The 18,049-nt window shown below is 33.9% G+C and carries 13 protein-coding genes; 3 read left to right on the top strand and 10 right to left on the bottom strand.

Annotated features, from left to right (window positions below; all coding sequences use genetic code 11):
• Window positions 1-60: 60 nt before the first annotated feature.
• Window positions 61-1,581 carry a glycosyltransferase gene (locus BGM23_RS03870; RefSeq protein WP_029726001.1) on the bottom strand — a complete coding sequence of 507 codons (1,521 nt, stop codon included), beginning with the start codon at window positions 1,579-1,581 and terminating at the stop codon, window positions 61-63.
• Between the two features lie 34 nt (window positions 1,582-1,615).
• Window positions 1,616-2,983, bottom strand: coding sequence for an alpha-glucosyltransferase N-terminal domain-containing protein (locus BGM23_RS03865; protein ID WP_029726002.1), 1,368 nt, complete (start codon window positions 2,981-2,983; stop codon window positions 1,616-1,618).
• Between the two features lie 340 nt (window positions 2,984-3,323).
• On the opposite strand from BGM23_RS03865, the gene galU reads away from it, so the two are divergent.
• Window positions 3,324-4,202 (top strand): UTP--glucose-1-phosphate uridylyltransferase GalU, encoded by an 879-nt coding sequence (gene galU, locus BGM23_RS03860; RefSeq protein ID WP_017695322.1) that lies wholly within the window; start codon window positions 3,324-3,326, stop codon window positions 4,200-4,202.
• A 38-nt stretch (window positions 4,203-4,240) separates the two neighbouring features.
• On the opposite strand, the gene tagH is transcribed toward galU, so the two are convergent.
• The 8 genes from tagH to tagD all read right to left on the bottom strand — a co-directional run bounded on the left by tagH (window position 4,241) and on the right by tagD (window position 15,487).
• A complete protein-coding gene (tagH, locus tag BGM23_RS03855) occupies window positions 4,241-5,824 on the bottom strand; it encodes a teichoic acids export ABC transporter ATP-binding subunit TagH (protein ID WP_029726003.1) in 1,584 nt (527 codons plus the stop codon).
• Between the two features lie 19 nt (window positions 5,825-5,843).
• Window positions 5,844-6,671, bottom strand: coding sequence for a teichoic acids export ABC transporter permease subunit TagG (tagG, locus tag BGM23_RS03850; protein WP_014665585.1), 828 nt, complete (start codon window positions 6,669-6,671; stop codon window positions 5,844-5,846).
• 217 nt (window positions 6,672-6,888) lie between these two features.
• Window positions 6,889-8,919, bottom strand: coding sequence for a DUF6270 domain-containing protein (locus tag BGM23_RS03845; protein WP_029726004.1), 2,031 nt, complete (start codon window positions 8,917-8,919; stop codon window positions 6,889-6,891).
• 21 nt (window positions 8,920-8,940) lie between these two features.
• The gene (locus tag BGM23_RS03840) at window positions 8,941-9,720 is read right to left on the bottom strand and encodes a DUF6270 domain-containing protein (protein ID WP_029726005.1); all 780 of its coding nucleotides are present in this window, start codon (window positions 9,718-9,720) and stop codon (window positions 8,941-8,943) included.
• Window positions 9,717-12,401, bottom strand: a complete 2,685-nt coding sequence (locus BGM23_RS03835; protein WP_029726006.1) for a bifunctional glycosyltransferase/CDP-glycerol:glycerophosphate glycerophosphotransferase — start codon at window positions 12,399-12,401, stop codon at window positions 9,717-9,719. Before BGM23_RS03835 ends, BGM23_RS03840 begins: the two co-directional genes overlap by 4 nt.
• A gap of 40 nt (window positions 12,402-12,441) precedes the next feature.
• Complete coding sequence (locus BGM23_RS03830) at window positions 12,442-13,785, bottom strand: glycosyltransferase family 2 protein (RefSeq protein ID WP_029726007.1); 1,344 nt, start codon at window positions 13,783-13,785, stop codon at window positions 12,442-12,444.
• 29 nt (window positions 13,786-13,814) lie between these two features.
• Complete coding sequence (locus tag BGM23_RS03825) at window positions 13,815-14,999, bottom strand: CDP-glycerol glycerophosphotransferase family protein (RefSeq protein WP_029726008.1); 1,185 nt, start codon at window positions 14,997-14,999, stop codon at window positions 13,815-13,817.
• 98 nt (window positions 15,000-15,097) lie between these two features.
• Window positions 15,098-15,487 (bottom strand): glycerol-3-phosphate cytidylyltransferase, encoded by a 390-nt coding sequence (tagD, locus tag BGM23_RS03820; protein WP_029318766.1) that lies wholly within the window; start codon window positions 15,485-15,487, stop codon window positions 15,098-15,100.
• Between the two features lie 508 nt (window positions 15,488-15,995).
• On the opposite strand from tagD, the gene BGM23_RS03815 reads away from it, so the two are divergent.
• Both BGM23_RS03815 and BGM23_RS03810 read left to right on the top strand, forming a co-directional pair.
• Entirely contained in the window at window positions 15,996-16,769 is a 774-nt protein-coding gene (locus BGM23_RS03815; RefSeq protein ID WP_029318765.1) for a WecB/TagA/CpsF family glycosyltransferase, read from the top strand.
• A 95-nt stretch (window positions 16,770-16,864) separates the two neighbouring features.
• Window positions 16,865-18,016: a CDP-glycerol--glycerophosphate glycerophosphotransferase gene (locus BGM23_RS03810; protein WP_038427956.1), complete on the top strand. Its 1,152-nt coding sequence runs from the start codon at window positions 16,865-16,867 to the stop codon at window positions 18,014-18,016.
• Window positions 18,017-18,049: the final 33 nt, after the last annotated feature.

Raw genomic sequence — 18,049 nt, 5'->3', positions numbered from 1 at the left:
ATCCGCTTCTATTTCATTCGCAAAAGCTCATATAATGAACAAAAATGATGCAAAAACGTACTATTTCGTTATTTCAAATACTTCTTCCCATCTTTCAAATAATCGGGCTTCACTATATTCAGTATCCATTAAGTTCTTTGCGTTTTTTCCATATTGAATGGCTCTCTCAGGGTTGTCGTACAAATAAATGATACTTTCAGCAAGCATGTCAATATTATCAGGTTCTACAAGCATTCCCGTTTCGTGTTCTTTTATGAGCTCCCTCGGGCTGTATTTCACATCAAAACTGATAACAGGGGTTGCGCACGAAAACGATTCACAAATCGCGAGACTAAACCCCTCAAATTTTGATGTTAATAATGTGGCAAGCGCCTGCTGATAAAATGGAGCGGGATTTGCGACATATCCTTTTAAATGTACATTATCTAACTTAAGATCATCGATCAATTGCTGGTATTCCTCATGGCCGGGACCGCTGCCATATATATTCAGGACAATATCCGGCCGGGATTTTTTTACGATTCCCATTGCTTTTATGACCTTATCGATCCCTTTTTCCTCATGATATCTGGCCACCATGACAAATTCGTTTTTCTTCTTTTCATACGTTTGTAATTTTTCAAGCCTTCTTGGTGCATGAGGAATAACAAAAATATTATTGTTCGACTCAAAATCCTTCATGATATCTTCTTTTTGTTCATTCGTTAATACGATCAGCCCGTCATAATCCTTAATATGCTCCATCGCATATTGATGATTGGTTCGAACTTTGCTGCCTAACGTATAAGGATAATCTAAATGATTTGAGTGAACACAGTAAAATCGTTTTGCCAATCCTGCACGCATTTCATTTACTTTTGAAGCACTTCCGACTCCATCACAGATGATAATAGGGTCCTTTTCTTTCTCACATAACGTTTCAAGCCAATGTGTATGAAACTGGTGCTTGTTTTTGAAAAATACAGCTTCCTTTTCATCACGGCCAAACAGCATAACTCCTTGACTGGCTCCTGTTTTAAAATGGTACCATTCTGTTAAATAACAAAAACCGTCGGGTGCTGTGTAGTGAATTTGATTGATTTTTCCGCTTCTTGTATCGAAAATCACAGTTTTATTTACATAACCGCCTTGAAAGAATTCTCGCTTTGTCATTTGCATATTTTCATTGAAATGATCTACATATAAAAGATTATCCGACTCATCCCATTTTTTCTTTTTTATATATAAGCCATTCTTGAAGTATTCCGTTTCTAATTTTTCCTCATTATGATACGCAGCATATGGTTCTTCAAAGCGATTACGATTTTGATCATAGTAACTTTGCTGCACTTCCCCAATTTTTATATGCTTATGCTGATTTTTATAGTCATCATAAATATTGAGGATATTTACATCAGCATGCAGCCTTCCAGCGCTCTTCAGCACTTGCTCAATTTGATCATAATTGTCCTTATAATCAAGTGTAACCAAATCGATTTTATGGCCGCGCTCCGCAAATGTAAAAGATCTTGACATCATAGAGCTTGTAATGCCGCCTTTTTCAATGTCTATTTCATATATAAGTGAAAAGATCCTTCTCATCTTCAAGCTCCTTCTTCTGGTAAAACCTTGTCTGCTATTTTTTTACAAACAGCCGTTTCATTAATTTTCTCCGAAATCCCTCGGCAGTCTGAACACGCAAATAATTATTTTCTTTTTCTAAAGTAACTTGCCAGCCTGAAATACTTTGTTCTGATAATGGAATTTCCTTTGAATCGGTTATTCGCACACCTGATGCAAAGAAGCTATTATCCCACTCGGAACAGAGATACAATTCAATGGTGGACAACTGATCTAATACAGAGTGAACACGAAGTGTACCGCTTACGGTAAATATTAGTTCTTCCTCGCTGTTTACTTTTGCGTTAAACGTGCTTTCAGTGCCGCTCTTTTTATTTTTTAATTTCCAATACATTTTATGACGGCCAACAGAATGGGGAGGAATGCAGCCTTTAAATTCAACCTTGGCTGACAGATATAAATCGGATTTTGATTGCCATTCTGCCATTAACAGCTCAACATTCATATCCTTCAATTGATTATTAAATGGCACCTGATCTATTAGTTTGTCCACAAAACGCTTGCGGGTAAACGGCTCTTCAGAAACGTAATAAATATTTGTGCGAGGCCCCGTATTTTTAATTATGTCATGATATCTCTTCAAGGAAGGAACCACAAAAGCATCAAGGTGGCCTATTTCCTTTTCAGGGTTTTCCAACATCTCATTCGTCTCTATAAAACCTAGATACATGGAAGAATATTCAACTGAAAGAGATTTTAATGTAGTATATAACTCAACTTCAGAAGTCATAAATAAATAATCCGCTTCCTTTATCAAGCGGCTCAGAAAATAACGGGCAAGTTCATTTTCTGAATACAATACACTGACTATATTCTCTTTTTCGTCAAAAATGACAATTTTTTCAGTTGTTCCATCATTCTTATACCATTTTGTCATATAACAAGTGCCATCTGCCCTTAAATAAAGATGCTGCTTCGGTTTGTTAGTGTCCAGATCCATGTACATTAAGCTGTGTACATATCCAGACAAATCATATTCTTCCCTTTTAAATCTTTGCCTGCTTTCATTAAAGTAATCAATAACAGCAAGTTCTCCTGATGCTGTAAACCTTTGATATTTGATATAACGTCCATTATTGTAATAACGATAAATTGGCTTATTTGGTTCTTGAATATATGTTAAACCTTCTTGTTCAATCGGATGCTTGATTTTATCTTTCTGAGGTTCAGAACCTTTAAAGTAGCTGTACATATTAATAACAGCAGTATCTTTAAAAGAAGAAGGCCCATTGGGCTCATGATGTAAAGTGACAATTTCCATTGGATAATTCCAATCGATCGTATTGATACTAAACTTTTTTGCAGCATTCAGCTCTTGACAAACAAATGCTAATTTTGGAGTAGAAACCTTAATCGTCATCATCTATTTATTACCTTTCGAATAAATTCGTACAGTCACATTTTCAGAACTACATTATATCACTTTTGCTGAGCAGGCTCTAGAGATGAAGAAGCTGTTATATTTCTTGAAATACCGGATCAGGTGAAACTGTTTTATCTATCAATTAATGATATTTTTTTGTATTTCTTCAACCCCAAAGTCACTGAATTGACTCTTGTTTAATATTGGTTTTTCTTATATGATTAAATGTGTTTAACAGAATGAAAATAGGGTATTGATGAGAAAAGAAACTCAAACATTTTAAATACTCTGCATTCAAAAGAGTGACCCTAAATCTGTTCTTAAGGAAGGTGCTTTGAAATTGAAAAAAGTACGTAAAGCCATAATCCCTGCCGCAGGTCTCGGAACGAGATTCTTGCCGGCTACGAAAGCAATGCCGAAAGAAATGCTTCCTATCGTTGATAAACCTACCATTCAATACATAATTGAAGAAGCTGTTGAAGCCGGTATTGAAGATATTATTATCGTAACAGGAAAAAGCAAGCGTGCGATTGAGGATCATTTTGATTACTCTCCTGAGCTTGAAAGAAACCTAGAAGAAAAAGGAAAAACTGAGCTGCTTGAAAAAGTGAAAAAGGCTTCTAACCTGGCTGACATTCACTATATCCGCCAAAAAGAACCTAAAGGTCTCGGACATGCTGTCTGGTGCGCGCGCAACTTTATCGGCGATGAGCCGTTTGCGGTACTGCTTGGAGACGATATTGTTCAGGCTGACACACCAGGGTTGCGCCAATTAATGGATGAATATGAAAAAACACTTTCTTCTATTATCGGTGTTCAGCAGGTGCCTGAAGAAGAAACACACCGCTACGGCATTATTGACCCGCTGACAAGTGAAGGCCGCCGTTATCAGGTGAAAAACTTCGTTGAAAAACCGCCTAAAGGCACAGCACCTTCTAATCTTGCCATCTTAGGCCGTTACGTATTCACTCCTGAGATCTTCATGTATTTAGAAGAGCAGCAGGTTGGCGCCGGCGGAGAAATTCAGCTCACAGACGCCATTCAAAAGCTGAATGAAATTCAAAGAGTGTTTGCTTACGATTTTGAAGGCAAGCGTTATGATGTTGGTGAAAAGCTCGGCTTTATCACAACAACTCTAGAATTTGCGATGCAGGATAAAGAGCTTCGCGATCAGCTCGTTCCATTTATGGAAGGTTTACTAAACAAAGAAGAAATCTAAACAAAAAGGCTATTGGACATTCATCCAATAGCCTTTTTTTATTTCAACATCAAAGTCAGTGTATGCTCTTCATTATCAACTGTGAAGACAAGATCAGCTGTATTCACAAGAAAACGATCCTTGCTGCTGTCATACAATACATCGCTATCACTTAAGGATAGTGACGCCGGGTTGATAGGAGAAATGTTATGAAAAATAAGCTCTGTTGCTTTATCATTCTCCAGCACATAGCTGATTTTTTCATAATCAAAATCTAACGTTTTTCTGCCGTCAGCCGTATCCCCTTCAGTATATCCATTCAATTTGGATTGAATGCTGGTTCTGCTGTCTCCCAGGAATTTCAGAAAGTATTCATAGGAAGAAGCTGCGTTTTGCGAGACATAAGACGTAAATGCAGCGGCATGCAATTCAGCATGTTTCATGTTAGCTGCAACAGCGCTCTTTTTCACAAAATAAGACTGTCCGTTAAACTTTATTTTCGCTGCCTGTTTGCCTTTTGCAGCTACCGACACCTCTGTACCGAATGGCAGTGTAACGTCAGCCTTCTGTTTCAAACCCTGATCTTTATAAGCAGCCGCTTTTTCATTTGCTATAAACCCTTGCTTATTGACTGCGGTTAAGCGTTCATCTGACTTGCCCTTTGCATTGCCATGATGATTCTTCACTTCATTTTGCGGGATAGCACCAAACGAAGCAATTGTACGAAGCGGAGCATTAAAGAACATCGTTCCTGCCATGAATACAGTCAGGATAGACAAAATAGCAATTTGAACCGCATTAGCCAATGATTTCGGCTTTTTCTTCTTTTGGCGGAAACGGGCAAACGCTTCAGGATCTTCTTTCTTCCTCTCTTCCGTCTGCTCTTTTTTATATGTCTCTTTTTCTTTTTTAGACAGCTTATTAAACCAGTCAATAAACGCTTTATACTCTTTGACAACCGTTTTTGTTTCATCAAACATACGAAGCTCACCATAGTGCATCCAAGCGACGCGGTCACACATCTTTTCAATCTGGCCGATCGAGTGGCTGACAAAGAAAATCGTTTTCCCTTGCTTTTTAAAATCATTTATTCTGTCTACACACTTCTGATAAAACGTTTGGTCCCCTACAGAAAGCGCTTCGTCAATAATTAAAATGTCAGGGTCAATATGCACGGAAATCGCAAAACCGAGACGCGATTTCATCCCGCTGGAATAGTTTTTAACCGGCTGATTAATAAAATCGCCAATCTCAGCAAATTCAACGATGCTGTCATACATATCATCAATTTCTTTATTGGTTAACCCCATCATCAAACACTTGAGCCGGACATTGTCCCGGCCCGTTAATTGGTTATTTAAACCGGCAGCAATCGCAATCAGCGACGGCTGGCCGTTCATTTCAATTTCACCGCTGGTCGGTGGAATAATTTTAGCCAGCAGGTTAGACATGGTTGATTTCCCTGATCCATTTATCCCTACAAAGCCGATTGTCTCTCCCTCATACACGTCAAAGGAGACATTCCGCACAGCAAAAAAACCATTATCCTTAGCCGGAAAAAACAATCCTTTTATCTTGTCCGATTGTTTTTTATACAAATGATATTGCTTTGAAACATTTCGAAACGAAACTTTTAGTTTCATCGTACAATCTCCTTACGTATTAAAGAAAGTCAACAAACTTGTCTCTGAATTTCATATGCAGAATAGAACCCACTAACAATAAAAGGAATGTGAACAGCCAGAAATACAGCGTGTACTTCATGTCTTGGAAAAACCATTTTCCGTCTAAGAAGCTGTTCCTAAATCCTTCTATCAGATAAAAAATCGGATTCAGCTTAAGCACAGGCAGAAGATTCGGGTGATTTTTCCCGAGCTGCTCTGAGATATTCCAAAAAATCGGAAGTAAAAAGAACAATAATCTGGTTACGGCCTGCAGCAGAAATTGATAATCTCTGACAAGCACACTGATTGTAGAGTTAAACAAGCTAAATGAAAACATAAACACAATCATGCAGATTAAATAGTAAATATATTGTATCCAATGCAAGCTAGGGTAAACACCGCTTGCTAAAAGGACAATGACATAAACACCCATCATTACAAAATAACTAAATAAATTTGAAGCAATCACTACAGAAGGCAGTGAACTAATCGGAAAATTCATTTTCGCAACCATATTGATCCGTTTAAATACACTGTTTGATCCATCCAAAATCGTCGGGCTAATAAAAAACCACGGGATCAAACCAGCCAACATCCAAACAATAAAAGGAACTTCTCCAATACCTGTTATGACTGGCTTGCTGTTACGAATCCCCATACCAAATACAAACCAATACGCCAGCATTTGAATGAGAGGATTGAGAAACTGCCATAATACGCCAAGATAATTCATCTGATACTGAGACTTTGTCTCATACGAAGCTAAGCGCAAAATTAAAGGAAACGATGTCACTTGCTCTTTTACGATTCTTACTAATGCATTCATTGTTTATCTTCCTTAGACTTAAATGATTTTTTGGATCTTTCGGTTAAAGAAATTTGAAAGCACCGGTGAATATTGTAACAGATATTCATTCATTTTTCATGTAATAGTCGACAGACCCACTTGTTAATTTAAAAATCCAATATACAACTAATATAAAAAGAATAGTTCTAAAAAAAGATAAGATAACAACAACCTTATTTTAGAACTATTCATGTAATTAATTTTTCATTTGGTCTTCTGATGTGATTTTCAATAATCTGTTAAAAAATTCTCTGTAGTAATCTGATTCATAATGAGAATAAGATAAACCATAAGGATATCTTTCATCTCCTATAAACTTTGTATCAGACAAATCTATTACCTTTGCTGAAGGGGCAATAGACAGGAAATAATTATCTAATTTATCCCAAAAGTAATTATTTCTCCTTATCATTGGAATATCATCAAATGTTTTTATTTTACTATCCATTCCATAATATGTTTCGGTAAATCTGCCCTTATTCAATATAATTTTATCTTCAGGAATAATGGTTTTTAACTTATCGAGAAATTTACCAATATTTTTCTTCCAAAGCTCAAAATACCTCTGATTTTCATGATGATTTATGATGTGTATGTTATCCCAATTTGATAAGAACTTACTTACTTCAATAAAATAGTTACAAGTCACATAATTATTTTCCTGAGTTCTAATGACCGGCTTACTCGCGTCGCAATAAAAATCAATAATAATGTAATCAGGGTTTGCTTCTTTCAACTTTACAAAGAAGTCTTTTTTAAAATCCGTTTCTACCCATGGCCGATCACTTTCTTTAACATCATTAAATTGATTAAAATCTATATCTACAGGATCAGACATCAAACTGATGACTGATGAATGGAATTGTGTATAACAACATTTATAAAATTTTTTGTAATCAGGGTTAAAAAATGATGACGAATTGAATGCATTTCTGCTAAAACAAGTACCTAAAACAGCTATATTAAGTGTATCTGCATCTTTATTTGAGTCAAAAAGCATATACAAAGATAATCGATTTCCACCATTTTTAAAGAACTTCACTTTATATCCATCAGCTATATTAAAATAATCAGTCTCAATATTTTCATTACAGCTAATATAAACATAGTCTTTACTATCAATTAAAATGAACACGTCCCATACACTCGCATGATCTTTTCTTAGCAATTTTAACAAATTTCCTTTGTCTATCTCACAAAAAAATCGATCACCGTTATTTAGAAGACTGTATTCTTGAGAAAAATAATATTCGAAACCATTTCCTTTTTTCTCTCTTTTTCTAAAAACTACTTTACATTGTGAATTTATCTTAGTATTTATCTTAATATAAAGCCTTACAATCTTGTCATTTTCTTCAAATGAGGTTAATTGAGCAATATTTGTATCTTTTCGATATGTGTGCAGAGATAATGAGTTGCTTCCTGTTTTGTTTAATTTGACATAATGAAATGGGTGGCTTCTCAGTGCACTTAATTTATCAAGAGAACTTGGCAATTCTTTATCAACTAAACAAGAAAGCAAAATAGATTCAGAATTATTGTCTAATTTGATATAAAAATCCCAAATGTTTGAATCGTCAACAATAATATTATCCGGAAGATTATATAAATCAAGGTCAACCTCAAAGTGGTCATCAGCTTGAGACAGTTTTCCAAGTTCTATTTGTTCTTCATGAAATTGATAAAGGGTTCCATGTGGCCTACGTGAAAGAACGAATAGTAAATCGTTGTTTTCAAATAATTTATGCTTCTCTCCCTTTATTTGAAGTTTTAAATGAAGCTTGTCAGGTGAATTACCCTCTTCAATACTAAATATACTGAATTTTGCATTGTCAGGCTGTACTGTAATGACTAATTTATTATTCACTAATGAGCAGGCCCCAAAATACAAAGAATCTGGTTGCTTTATTTCTAGTTTGTGTTGACCATCGAGACAGCTAATTAGTAATTGGGCATTTTGGTTTAATACTGTCAATTCCCACTCATTAGAGAAGGCGAGTTTTTTCGACTTTATTATATGAGCAAATTTCACTTCACATAAGAAATAACCTTCCTTATGCATATAAGAATAAGGAAGCTTTATCTGAATAGGCTGCTCAAAGGCTATGTTATTAGTCTTTAATTTTAAAGCCAGGCCCTCAAATTCCTCGATTCTGTGTGTATGACCAAAGATTATCCACCCATCATTTTTAAGATTTACAGAAATGTTCATTATCTCAATTTTCACGATGAATCCTCCGTATACTATTTATTTAAAGACTGAGTTTTTTAACTGGTCCAAAAAATTGGTATAGTAATCCATTGTATAATGAACATAAAATTTGCCCCATGGATGGTTTTCATATGAATTATATTTTTTATTTTCGAATAAACTTATTGCCTCTACATCACTGAAGCTGTCTAACACGTACGCATCAAATTTGCTCCAAACACTATTATAATAATCAACATCAATTATCTTGATGTTTCCTCCATTAATAAGCAACTTTTTCTTATCTTCTTTATCAAAAAAATGATGAACATTTCTTGCACTATTTAAGATAATTTTGATATCGGGACAATTTAATTTCACATAGTTATAAAAAAGATTAAACTTTTGTTTCCATAGTGAAAAATATTTTTCAAAATGATCTTCAATATTAAAGCTTTGCTTTTTATTTTGAATTGAAAGTTTATAATAATTTGTTTTAGGAAGTGTCCACCTGTTATTTGTAATATACTGATTGCTAGAAATTTCCACGTAACCAAAATGCACATCTGCAAAAAAATCTAAAATTAATATATCTGGCTGAATAGATTTAATCTCGGTTAGAAAGCTATTCTCAAAATCCGTCTTTAAAGTGTTTTTTTCATGATTAGACATGTTCTCATTATCAATAACAATGTAGTTAGGTTTACTCATTGTTGAAATAATGGACGATTGGTTTTGGGTCAATACACAATCAAAAAAATTTTTATAATCAGCATTAAATTGAGAGTTAAAATTATCCCGTGTAACACAACTACCGTAAACCGCTACTTTTTTCATTTCTTTATTCCCTCTTTAATATTAGTTCCTAGACTAATAATTTGTTGATAAACACGTTTACAGTTTTCTTTATCCGTATACTTATAAAATTGATTTACTCTATCAATATATTTGGCATCCATTATACAATCGTTTTCCATACAATTTATCAGCTTATCAACTAAAGCATCTTTATCAGCAATTACTTCTCCAAACCCCATTGAATTGTAATCAAAATACCCTTTTTCCAAGTGATTTTTTTCGTATTGGAAGTAAAAAACAGGTTTTTTAAGATAAGCAAAGTCAAATGCAACGGATGAATAATCTGTAACTAAAATCGCACTATTATTGAAATGATCTCGATAACTTTCATTAATGTCCGCAATCCTCACTGAACTATTTTTGTTGAAATCTTTCAACTGCTGAACAATATTTGGATGCGGGAAGAATACGATCTCGTATCCTTTTTCATTAGCCTCATTAATAAGTTTAGCATCATTTAATAAATTATTAAGTTCATTAAAATAAACTGAGTTTTTAAAGAGTGGTGAATAATCTCTTTTCCCTGTTTGCGGATTTATTTTTCCTACTAAATGATTTCTCCATGTTGGCATAATTAATATCTTTTTATGATTATGATTAACAAGCTTATCAAATCTAGGAAATCCAGTTAGAATTACTTCTCTTTTTGAATAATTATAATGACCATTAATTATAGACTCATACTCAGGTTGAGCGGCTGTTATAAATAGTCTAATATTTTTCTTATACTTATTAAGCCATCCCGAAATATCATCTTTCGTAATTCCATGTTGAAGAAAAACAAAGTTAAATTTAAATAAGTCCTTATAATATTTCCTCATATTCACAAACGGGTTGACTACATAATCATCTGCATGTGAAGAGATAATTTCATCGGCAAGTAAATGTAAGAATTTGTGCTTAGGTGACCCGTATGCAACAACTGGTCCTATTTTTTTCAGCCTGTTATAATCTGGACTATCTTTACTGATAATAAAATATTTTTTGATGCCGTCATTCTGCTGCATTGCATATTCAAATAATGCTTCAGCATTATCATCGGCCTTGTTGATTCTATCCATAAAAAGCCATACTCTTTTATTTTTCTTTATTTTATAGAGGTGTTCCATAATCTTTCTTACATTTGATGCTTTCTCAGCACCTATTTTATTAAAGGTCTTAAAACGTCTTTGAGCCCGCTTTTCTTTTGCTCTAATAATCTGATTTTTATCTTTTAGAACTACTAAATTATTAAGTTTATGATCGAAATAAATCCCTATACCATTTTTGGTATAGAAATCAACTATATGTTTATCCAGCGGGAATAATCGTCCAAAGTTAATTTTTACTTTTATTAGTTTTCCATTTGATGAAATCATCATTTCAATATTCGAGTTATTTGCAAGCTCACCAACTGGGATATCAACCTTAAAGCCCAGGTACTCTTTAACTGGCTTATTTAAGCAATATAAGTTGTGTACTGTTCTATCAATTTTTTCGGCATGATATATTTTGTCATTGACACATGCTTTCACTTCTAATTCTGCGGCATCAAATAATGAACCAAAATTACCTTCAAGGGTTAAAATCCCCTTTTCAATGCTTAATAGCTCCATTGTTATAGCTTCATATCTCATAGAATTAATTAATTTCTCTTTAAAATATAAATTCACATTACGATTCAAAAAGATCTTTTTAAATACATTTTTTTTATTTCGATATTTCAATTTGATTAAAAAATATTTTCTGTGCAAGTTTAGAGATTTTTGTTCAAAGATTATGTCGTCATCTATAAATGCAAGTATTCTTTCTAGCAAGTCAAAAAACTCTTCAACTTCGTTATCCGTCAAAACATCAGTTCTGTCTTCTATATTTATTCTCCACTGCAAGTCATAGGCAATCATATACTGAATGTATCTTGGAACGTATCCTAATGTTGTAATACTATGATTAATTAATTCTCGAGAGAAATTCTTCAAATAATCTACATACCATTTTTTATCATTTTTACCTGTTTGAGTTGCAGATGACGCATCTTCTCTTCGTCGATAATTATATTGTCCTTCTGACACAATACCGTATACTTGGCGCTTCATTATAATTTTAGTCAGCCATTCACTATCTTCAGCGTAGGCCATATCTTCATTAAAAAAGTGATTTTTAACAGCTTCTTTTTTCACGAATGAACTTGGTGCTGATAATTGAATTCCTGTATGTTCTTTCAAGATATGAACTAGCCTAGTTTTATCAAATTTATAATTTAATAAGTGTGGACCACTTGTTTTACCAAACATCATCATTGGAATAGAAACTACATCGACTTTAGAATAATTCTTTTCAAAGAAATCATATACTTTTAAAAGGGTCGAAGGGGACAATGTATCATCAGGATCTAAGAAATTAATATATTTACCTTTGGCATATTTTAAACCCTCATTACGCGCACTACTTGCTCCGCCATTCTCCTTATCGATAAAGACTATATTTTCTGGATACGCTTCTTTATACTTTAAGCAAATTTCCCCTGATGCATCAACACTTCCATCGTTGACTAAAATCAACTGTATATGATGCTCAAAATCAAGTGCCTGATCAATTATGCTTGTTATTGCTTCATCTAAAAATTCTTCAACATTGTAAATTGCCATTATAATAGAAAAGAAAAAATTCTTTTGTTCCAAGTTTTCATTCTCCTTTTGAATTTTGTTTTATAGAAAAGAATTAGATTCGTATTAACCTCTTAAATAATTTATTTAAAACATTGACTTTTTGGAGATAAACATAATGATTATCTTTTTCAACTATAAACCTAAAAAAAATAACTCCTAAAGGAATTTTTAATTGGTAAGAAGAATATTTTCTATCTCTAACAGTAGTTTTCCAAATAACAATATTCTTTTGTGTTTGTTCGTTTAACTTGGCCCTTATGAATTTTTTTCCATAAGAGATGTAAACATTATTTTCATCTTTAATTGCAGATTCTTCATTACTCAAACTCACAATTAGCTCAATAGAAAATTTATTGACTCTCCATGAAGTAATTACAACTTTTTCGTTTTCAATTTTTCCTATTTGAATAAGTTTATTAACAGGATAACCCCATCGTTTAAATGAAATCAGATATTCTTTTAAGTATGTTTTCATTTTTTGATTGATAATTAACTTTTCATCCATATATTTTAAAATTTTATATAATTCTCTGAAGAATTCCAGTTGTTCTGTCTCATCTAGTACTTCATAAATCAAGTTATTGTTTTTTTGAATAATAAATAACTTTACATGATTTAGAATTAAGCATTGAATATAAGGTATTACCTCACCGTATTCCTCTAATGATCTTTTGATCATTTCCTCATAACCATTTTTAAGTAAAAAAGTATACCTATTTTTTTTATACCATGAAGTGTCTACGAGAGAATTTTCCTCTTTTCTTTTTCTATAGAAATACTTAGCATCAGGAATAAGACCATATTTTTGTTCTTTAATTAAAAAAGTATTAATAAATAAAACATCTTCCCAAAAATCCATCTGTTCATTAAAAGAAATTCCTAAACGATCTATTGCTTTTTTCCGAAAAAATGTTCCACCAATGTGATAGTGAACAGAAGAGTAATTATCAGTTATGTTTACAATGTTTTTATTACTTTTAAATCTATAATTAAGTGAATGCTCTCCATTTTTATTGTCAAAGAAAAATAGCGGCAGCACCGCTAAATTAATATCGGTATGTTTTTTAAAAAACTTTAATACTTCTGCAATAGCATTTGGTGAAATTTTGTCGTCTGAATCAATAAAGCCTATAAATTCACTATTTTCACAAAATTTTAATCCATTATTTCTTGCTAAACTGACATTTGGTGTATCTTGATAAATAATTTTTATATTATTCGGAAATGCTGTTGCATATTTTTCACATATGTTTTTCGAATTGTCGATACTATTATTTTCAATTAATATAATTTCGATGTTTTCTTCAAAATTAAAAGTTTGATCAATGATACTGTCAATGGCTTCACTTAGATATAACCCCGAATTATAAACAGGCATTACAATTGAAAACAACATTTCAAGTACTCCTTTAAAAGAAAATGTTTTTATCCAAGTATTTCTTCAACAACTTTTTTAGATGAATCACCTTTTTCCAAATAACAAAATTGATCATAAAACGAAGTAAGGTTTTCATCCTGCTTATAGTGCTTTGTTTTGTGTATGGCTTCAATTACTTTTTCTGTTGTTTTAAGAAGAGGTCCCGGAGCACATTTTTCAAAATCATAGTAAAAGCCTCTTAGTTTATCTCTATAAAATTCAATATCAGGAACATAAAAAAGGATCGGCCTTTTTAAACCGGCAAAATCAAAAAACACCGAAGAATAATCTGTTATTAATATATCTGATATTAAATATAGCTCTCTAATATCATTATGATTTGAAAAATCATAAGCAAAACCCTTGTACGCAGTTAAGTTAATATTCTCAGATACAAGATAGTGCATCCTTAAAATAAGAATATATTCATCACTTAATTGGTCTTTAAGACTTTCTAAATCTAAAACCATATTAAATTTATATTTACCTTTAGCATAAAATGAGTTGTCTCTCCAAGTTGGGGCATACAAAATAATTTTCTTATCTCTATCAATACCTAATCTGTCTTTTATTTTTAGCATTTCTTCATATTTATTTTCTTTATGTAAAAAGTCATTCCTCGGATAGCCAGATTCAATAAAGGTTCTTTTAAACTGAAAAGCACTTCTAAAAATCTCCGTAGAGTATGCATTAGGGGAAATGAGATAATCCCATTTACTAGCTTCTTTCAGGAAGTTTTTTTTATATTGTTCAGTCGTCGTGCCGGGCATATGTACTTCGTCCATGTCATTTGCAAGTTTTTTTAGGGGAGTTCCGTGCCAAGTCTGCACATATGTGGTTTTTCTCGGTTTTGGGATCCATAACGGCAAGCGGCTGTTTGTTATCCAATATTTCGCTGTAGCCATATACCATAGCCATTTGAGAGAGAATCTTTTTAAATATTTCACATCTAAATTATCAAATAAATCTTTGTTTCTTTTATCTATACTCCAGATTAATCGGTAATCATATTTATCTTTATTTTCCTCAAGATACTCAAAAATTGCTCGTGGATTACAGCTGAATTGTTTGCCGGAATAGCTTTCGAAGATGATTAATTTTTCATTCCTGGGCAAAAGCCCAATTGTTCTAAAAGCAATTGAGTATACTCTGACCAATAGACTTCTATATTTCATTAAAATCTTTGATTTCATTTTAGACTCCTTAAATGTCGAACAATTAAATACTTATCTCAGCAAACAAGAAAAAAAGAAGCAACTGAATTACTTCAAGCCTCTTTAAGTTAGTGCTTCTATAAACTAGCCATGTCTTTTTTGATTTGGGTAGTTGAAATGCCTTCTGTTCTCGGAAGGTAAATGACCTCACAATATTCCTTTAAGAAGTCAAATTTCCCTTTCCAATCATCGCCGATCACAAATGTATCTATATCGTACTTTTGAATATCTGAGATTTTTTGTTCCCAGTTTTTTTCGGGAATCACTTCATCCACAAAATCAATTGTTTCTAAAATGAATTTTCGATGTTCATAGGAATGATGCGATTTTTTTTGTTTTTGAAGATTAAATTCATCTGTAGATAATCCCACGATTAAGTAATCACCCAGATTTTTTGCTCTTTGCAGCAGCTTCATGTGTCCATAATGAAATAAATCAAATGTTCCGTACGTTATCACTTTCTTCATCAGATAACATCACCTTCCAACCGTTTTCAACTGAGAGTACCAGAAAAAAACCACAAACCTTAACAGATTGTTTATAATTTCGACACATTTTTTACGTACCATTAATATTGAACAATAATAGCATAAGTTCCTATAAAAGTTAAGGCTCTTTAAAAATGTCAATCACCAGCATTTTTTGGTATCATCGTTGTATTGATGTATAATTTTTACAGGTCTAATGCCTTATCCATACCCATTATAACAAGTTTTCTTTTTCGAAAAAATCGAATCTTTTGTCGCGTTTTTAAGTGAAACGATTTTCTTTCTGCTGCGTCATTTATTTTGTACGCCCCTCCTCATATTAATTCATCGTCAAAACGTGAAGGAATTGTAATGTGAATGTTAAAAGTTCCTAAAGATTTTTGTGGTAAGATAGAGTAAAATGTTTTCAGACAAAGAGTCTTTAATCAAACTATACGAATGACACGTGTTTTTTATAGACATATAGATGAAAAGGAGGGTTGATACGATGCAAACGAAACCCATTAATCAATTAGATTTTGTAGACGGTGAACTGACTTCATTTGTATCACATTTAGAAACGTCATTTTTGGACCAGAATAAAGGTGCGTTCATCGTAACAGCGAATCCTGAAATCGGATTTGAAGCGATGCAAAATCCGCGTTATGAAGCGGTTCTTTCATCTGCTGATTTTATTTTGCCGGATGGCATTGGTGTTGTGTTGGTTTCCAAGCTAATTGGTAAGCCGCTTCAATCCAGAATCGCCGGTTATGATTTGTTTACGTCTTTGCTTGAGAAGGCTGATCAAAAGAAAAAACGGGTTTTCTTTTACGGTGCAGCTAAGCATGTGATTGCTCAGACAATCGAGCGAGTCGAACGTGATTATCCTGGGATTGAAATTGCCGGATATTCTGACGGTTATGTGAAAAATCAACATGAGGTGGCAGACAAGATCGCAGCCTCAAATCCTGACATGGTATTTGTTGCTTTAGGTTATCCTAATCAGGAGTTCTTTATCCATAAATACCGACATCTATTCCCTCAGGCTGTTTCTGTAGGGCTGGGCGGAAGCTTTGATGTGTTCAGCGGCAATGTCAAAAGAGCGCCCTCATTTTTTATCCGTTTTCACCTTGAATGGATGTACAGGCTGATCACAAACCCTGCGCGCTGGAGAAGAATGCTTAGCATTCCTAAGTATGTTACAGCCGTGCTGAAACATGAACGAACTTCAGCAAAGCCGCAATATACGGGACAGGTCAAAGATCAATCACGCCATCTGTAATGGGCCTTAAAGGAGCTATGGTATGTAATGAAATGCATGAATCTTTCACTGTGCCTGCCGACAATCCGTGGCAGCCGTTTTGAGCTGATGACAGATTGAAATCCTGGTTTGCGTTTTTTTACTATGTGTTCATCAAAGTCATCGGCGCATTGCTGTTTTGGGTCAAACCGGGAAGTCAAGTGACCCTTCTTGTTTCCTTTCCTGATAATGCCCGGGCAATATTAAAGGAATATCAGATGGGACACTACTCATTTCCCATTCATGTACTTCTGACCCAGCATGCCAAATCGCTGGAAACAGAATTTCCTGAGCTTACTGTTTCAGTTATTAACGAAAAACACCCGCTTCATATATATAAAGCGGTCTTTTCTATGCTGAGCAGTAAAGCTGTGATTGTTGATAACTATTTTGTTTTGACAACCGTTTTGACCTGCAGACCTGATATCGAGTGTATCCAAGTTTGGCATGCAAATGGAGCGTTTAAACGATTTGGGTTAAAGGATATCAACACACAGAATCGTTCGCGGGCTGACGTGAGACGCTTTCGCAAAGTGTATGCTTCATTTGACCGGATTGTCGTCGGTTCTGAACATATGGCTGACATATTCAAGGAATTCTTCGATATAAAAGGTGATAAATTTCTTCGGTTTGGCGTGCCTTTAACCGATGCTTACTATGAGGTGAAGGAAAACAGCAGTGACCTTAAAAGCAAATATCACCTGCCGGCAGAGAAAAAAATCATCCTGTATGCACCAACCTTTAGGGATCATCAGTTTGAAAGCTTTTCGCTGCCGTTTTCAGAAAAACAGCTGCAGCATGATTTAAAAGGAGAATATTTACTTGCAGTAAAACTTCATCCTGTTATGAAGCAATCTGCTCAATTGCATGGGGATAGTGCGTGGATAAAAGACGTATCAGATCTCCCTCTTGCAGACCTTTTAAAAATGAGTGATCTGTTAATATCAGATTATTCTTCTGTCCCTTTTGAATTTGCTTTGCTGGACAAACCCATTTTGTTTTATACGTATGATATGGAGGCTTACAACAGAACCCGCGGTTTAATCCGCCATTATACAGAGGTAATCCCCGGGGTTCCTTGCCGTGATTCAGGAATGCTCTTGGACCAGCTGAAAGATATGAACAGGCTTCAAACTGAAGTGGAGCGCTTTTCACGTGAATGGAATCTGTACTCAAGAGGGAATGCCAGCAAGCTGCTTTTAAGCTATGTAAATGAGAAATCAAACTGATCTTTATATATAATAGAGATCGGTATTGCAAAT

Source organism: Bacillus sp. FJAT-14266 (assembly GCF_001719225.1).
Classification (GTDB): Bacteria; Bacillota; Bacilli; order Bacillales; family Bacillaceae; genus Bacillus; species Bacillus subtilis.
The sequence above is the reverse complement of the archived record's forward strand: the minus strand, read 5'-3'. Positions and strand labels throughout refer to the sequence as shown.

Bases quoted from the DNA above. Each gene is read 5' to 3' on its own strand.
- BGM23_RS03870 (WP_029726001.1), bottom strand. From the start codon at position 1,581: ATGAGAAGGATCTTTTCACTTATATATGAAATAGACATTGAAAAAGGC.
- BGM23_RS03865 (WP_029726002.1), bottom strand. From the start codon at position 2,983: ATGATGACGATTAAGGTTTCTACTCCAAAATTAGCATTTGTTTGTCAA.
- tagH (WP_029726003.1), bottom strand. From the start codon at position 5,824: ATGAAACTAAAAGTTTCGTTTCGAAATGTTTCAAAGCAATATCATTTG.
- tagG (WP_014665585.1), bottom strand. From the start codon at position 6,671: ATGAATGCATTAGTAAGAATCGTAAAAGAGCAAGTGACATCGTTTCCT.
- BGM23_RS03840 (WP_029726005.1), bottom strand. From the start codon at position 9,720: ATGAAAAAAGTAGCGGTTTACGGTAGTTGTGTTACACGGGATAATTTT.
- BGM23_RS03830 (WP_029726007.1), bottom strand. From the start codon at position 13,785: ATGTTGTTTTCAATTGTAATGCCTGTTTATAATTCGGGGTTATATCTA.
- BGM23_RS03825 (WP_029726008.1), bottom strand. From the start codon at position 14,999: ATGAAATCAAAGATTTTAATGAAATATAGAAGTCTATTGGTCAGAGTA.
- tagD (WP_029318766.1), bottom strand. From the start codon at position 15,487: ATGAAGAAAGTGATAACGTACGGAACATTTGATTTATTTCATTATGGA.
- BGM23_RS03815 (WP_029318765.1), top strand. From the start codon at position 15,996: ATGCAAACGAAACCCATTAATCAATTAGATTTTGTAGACGGTGAACTG.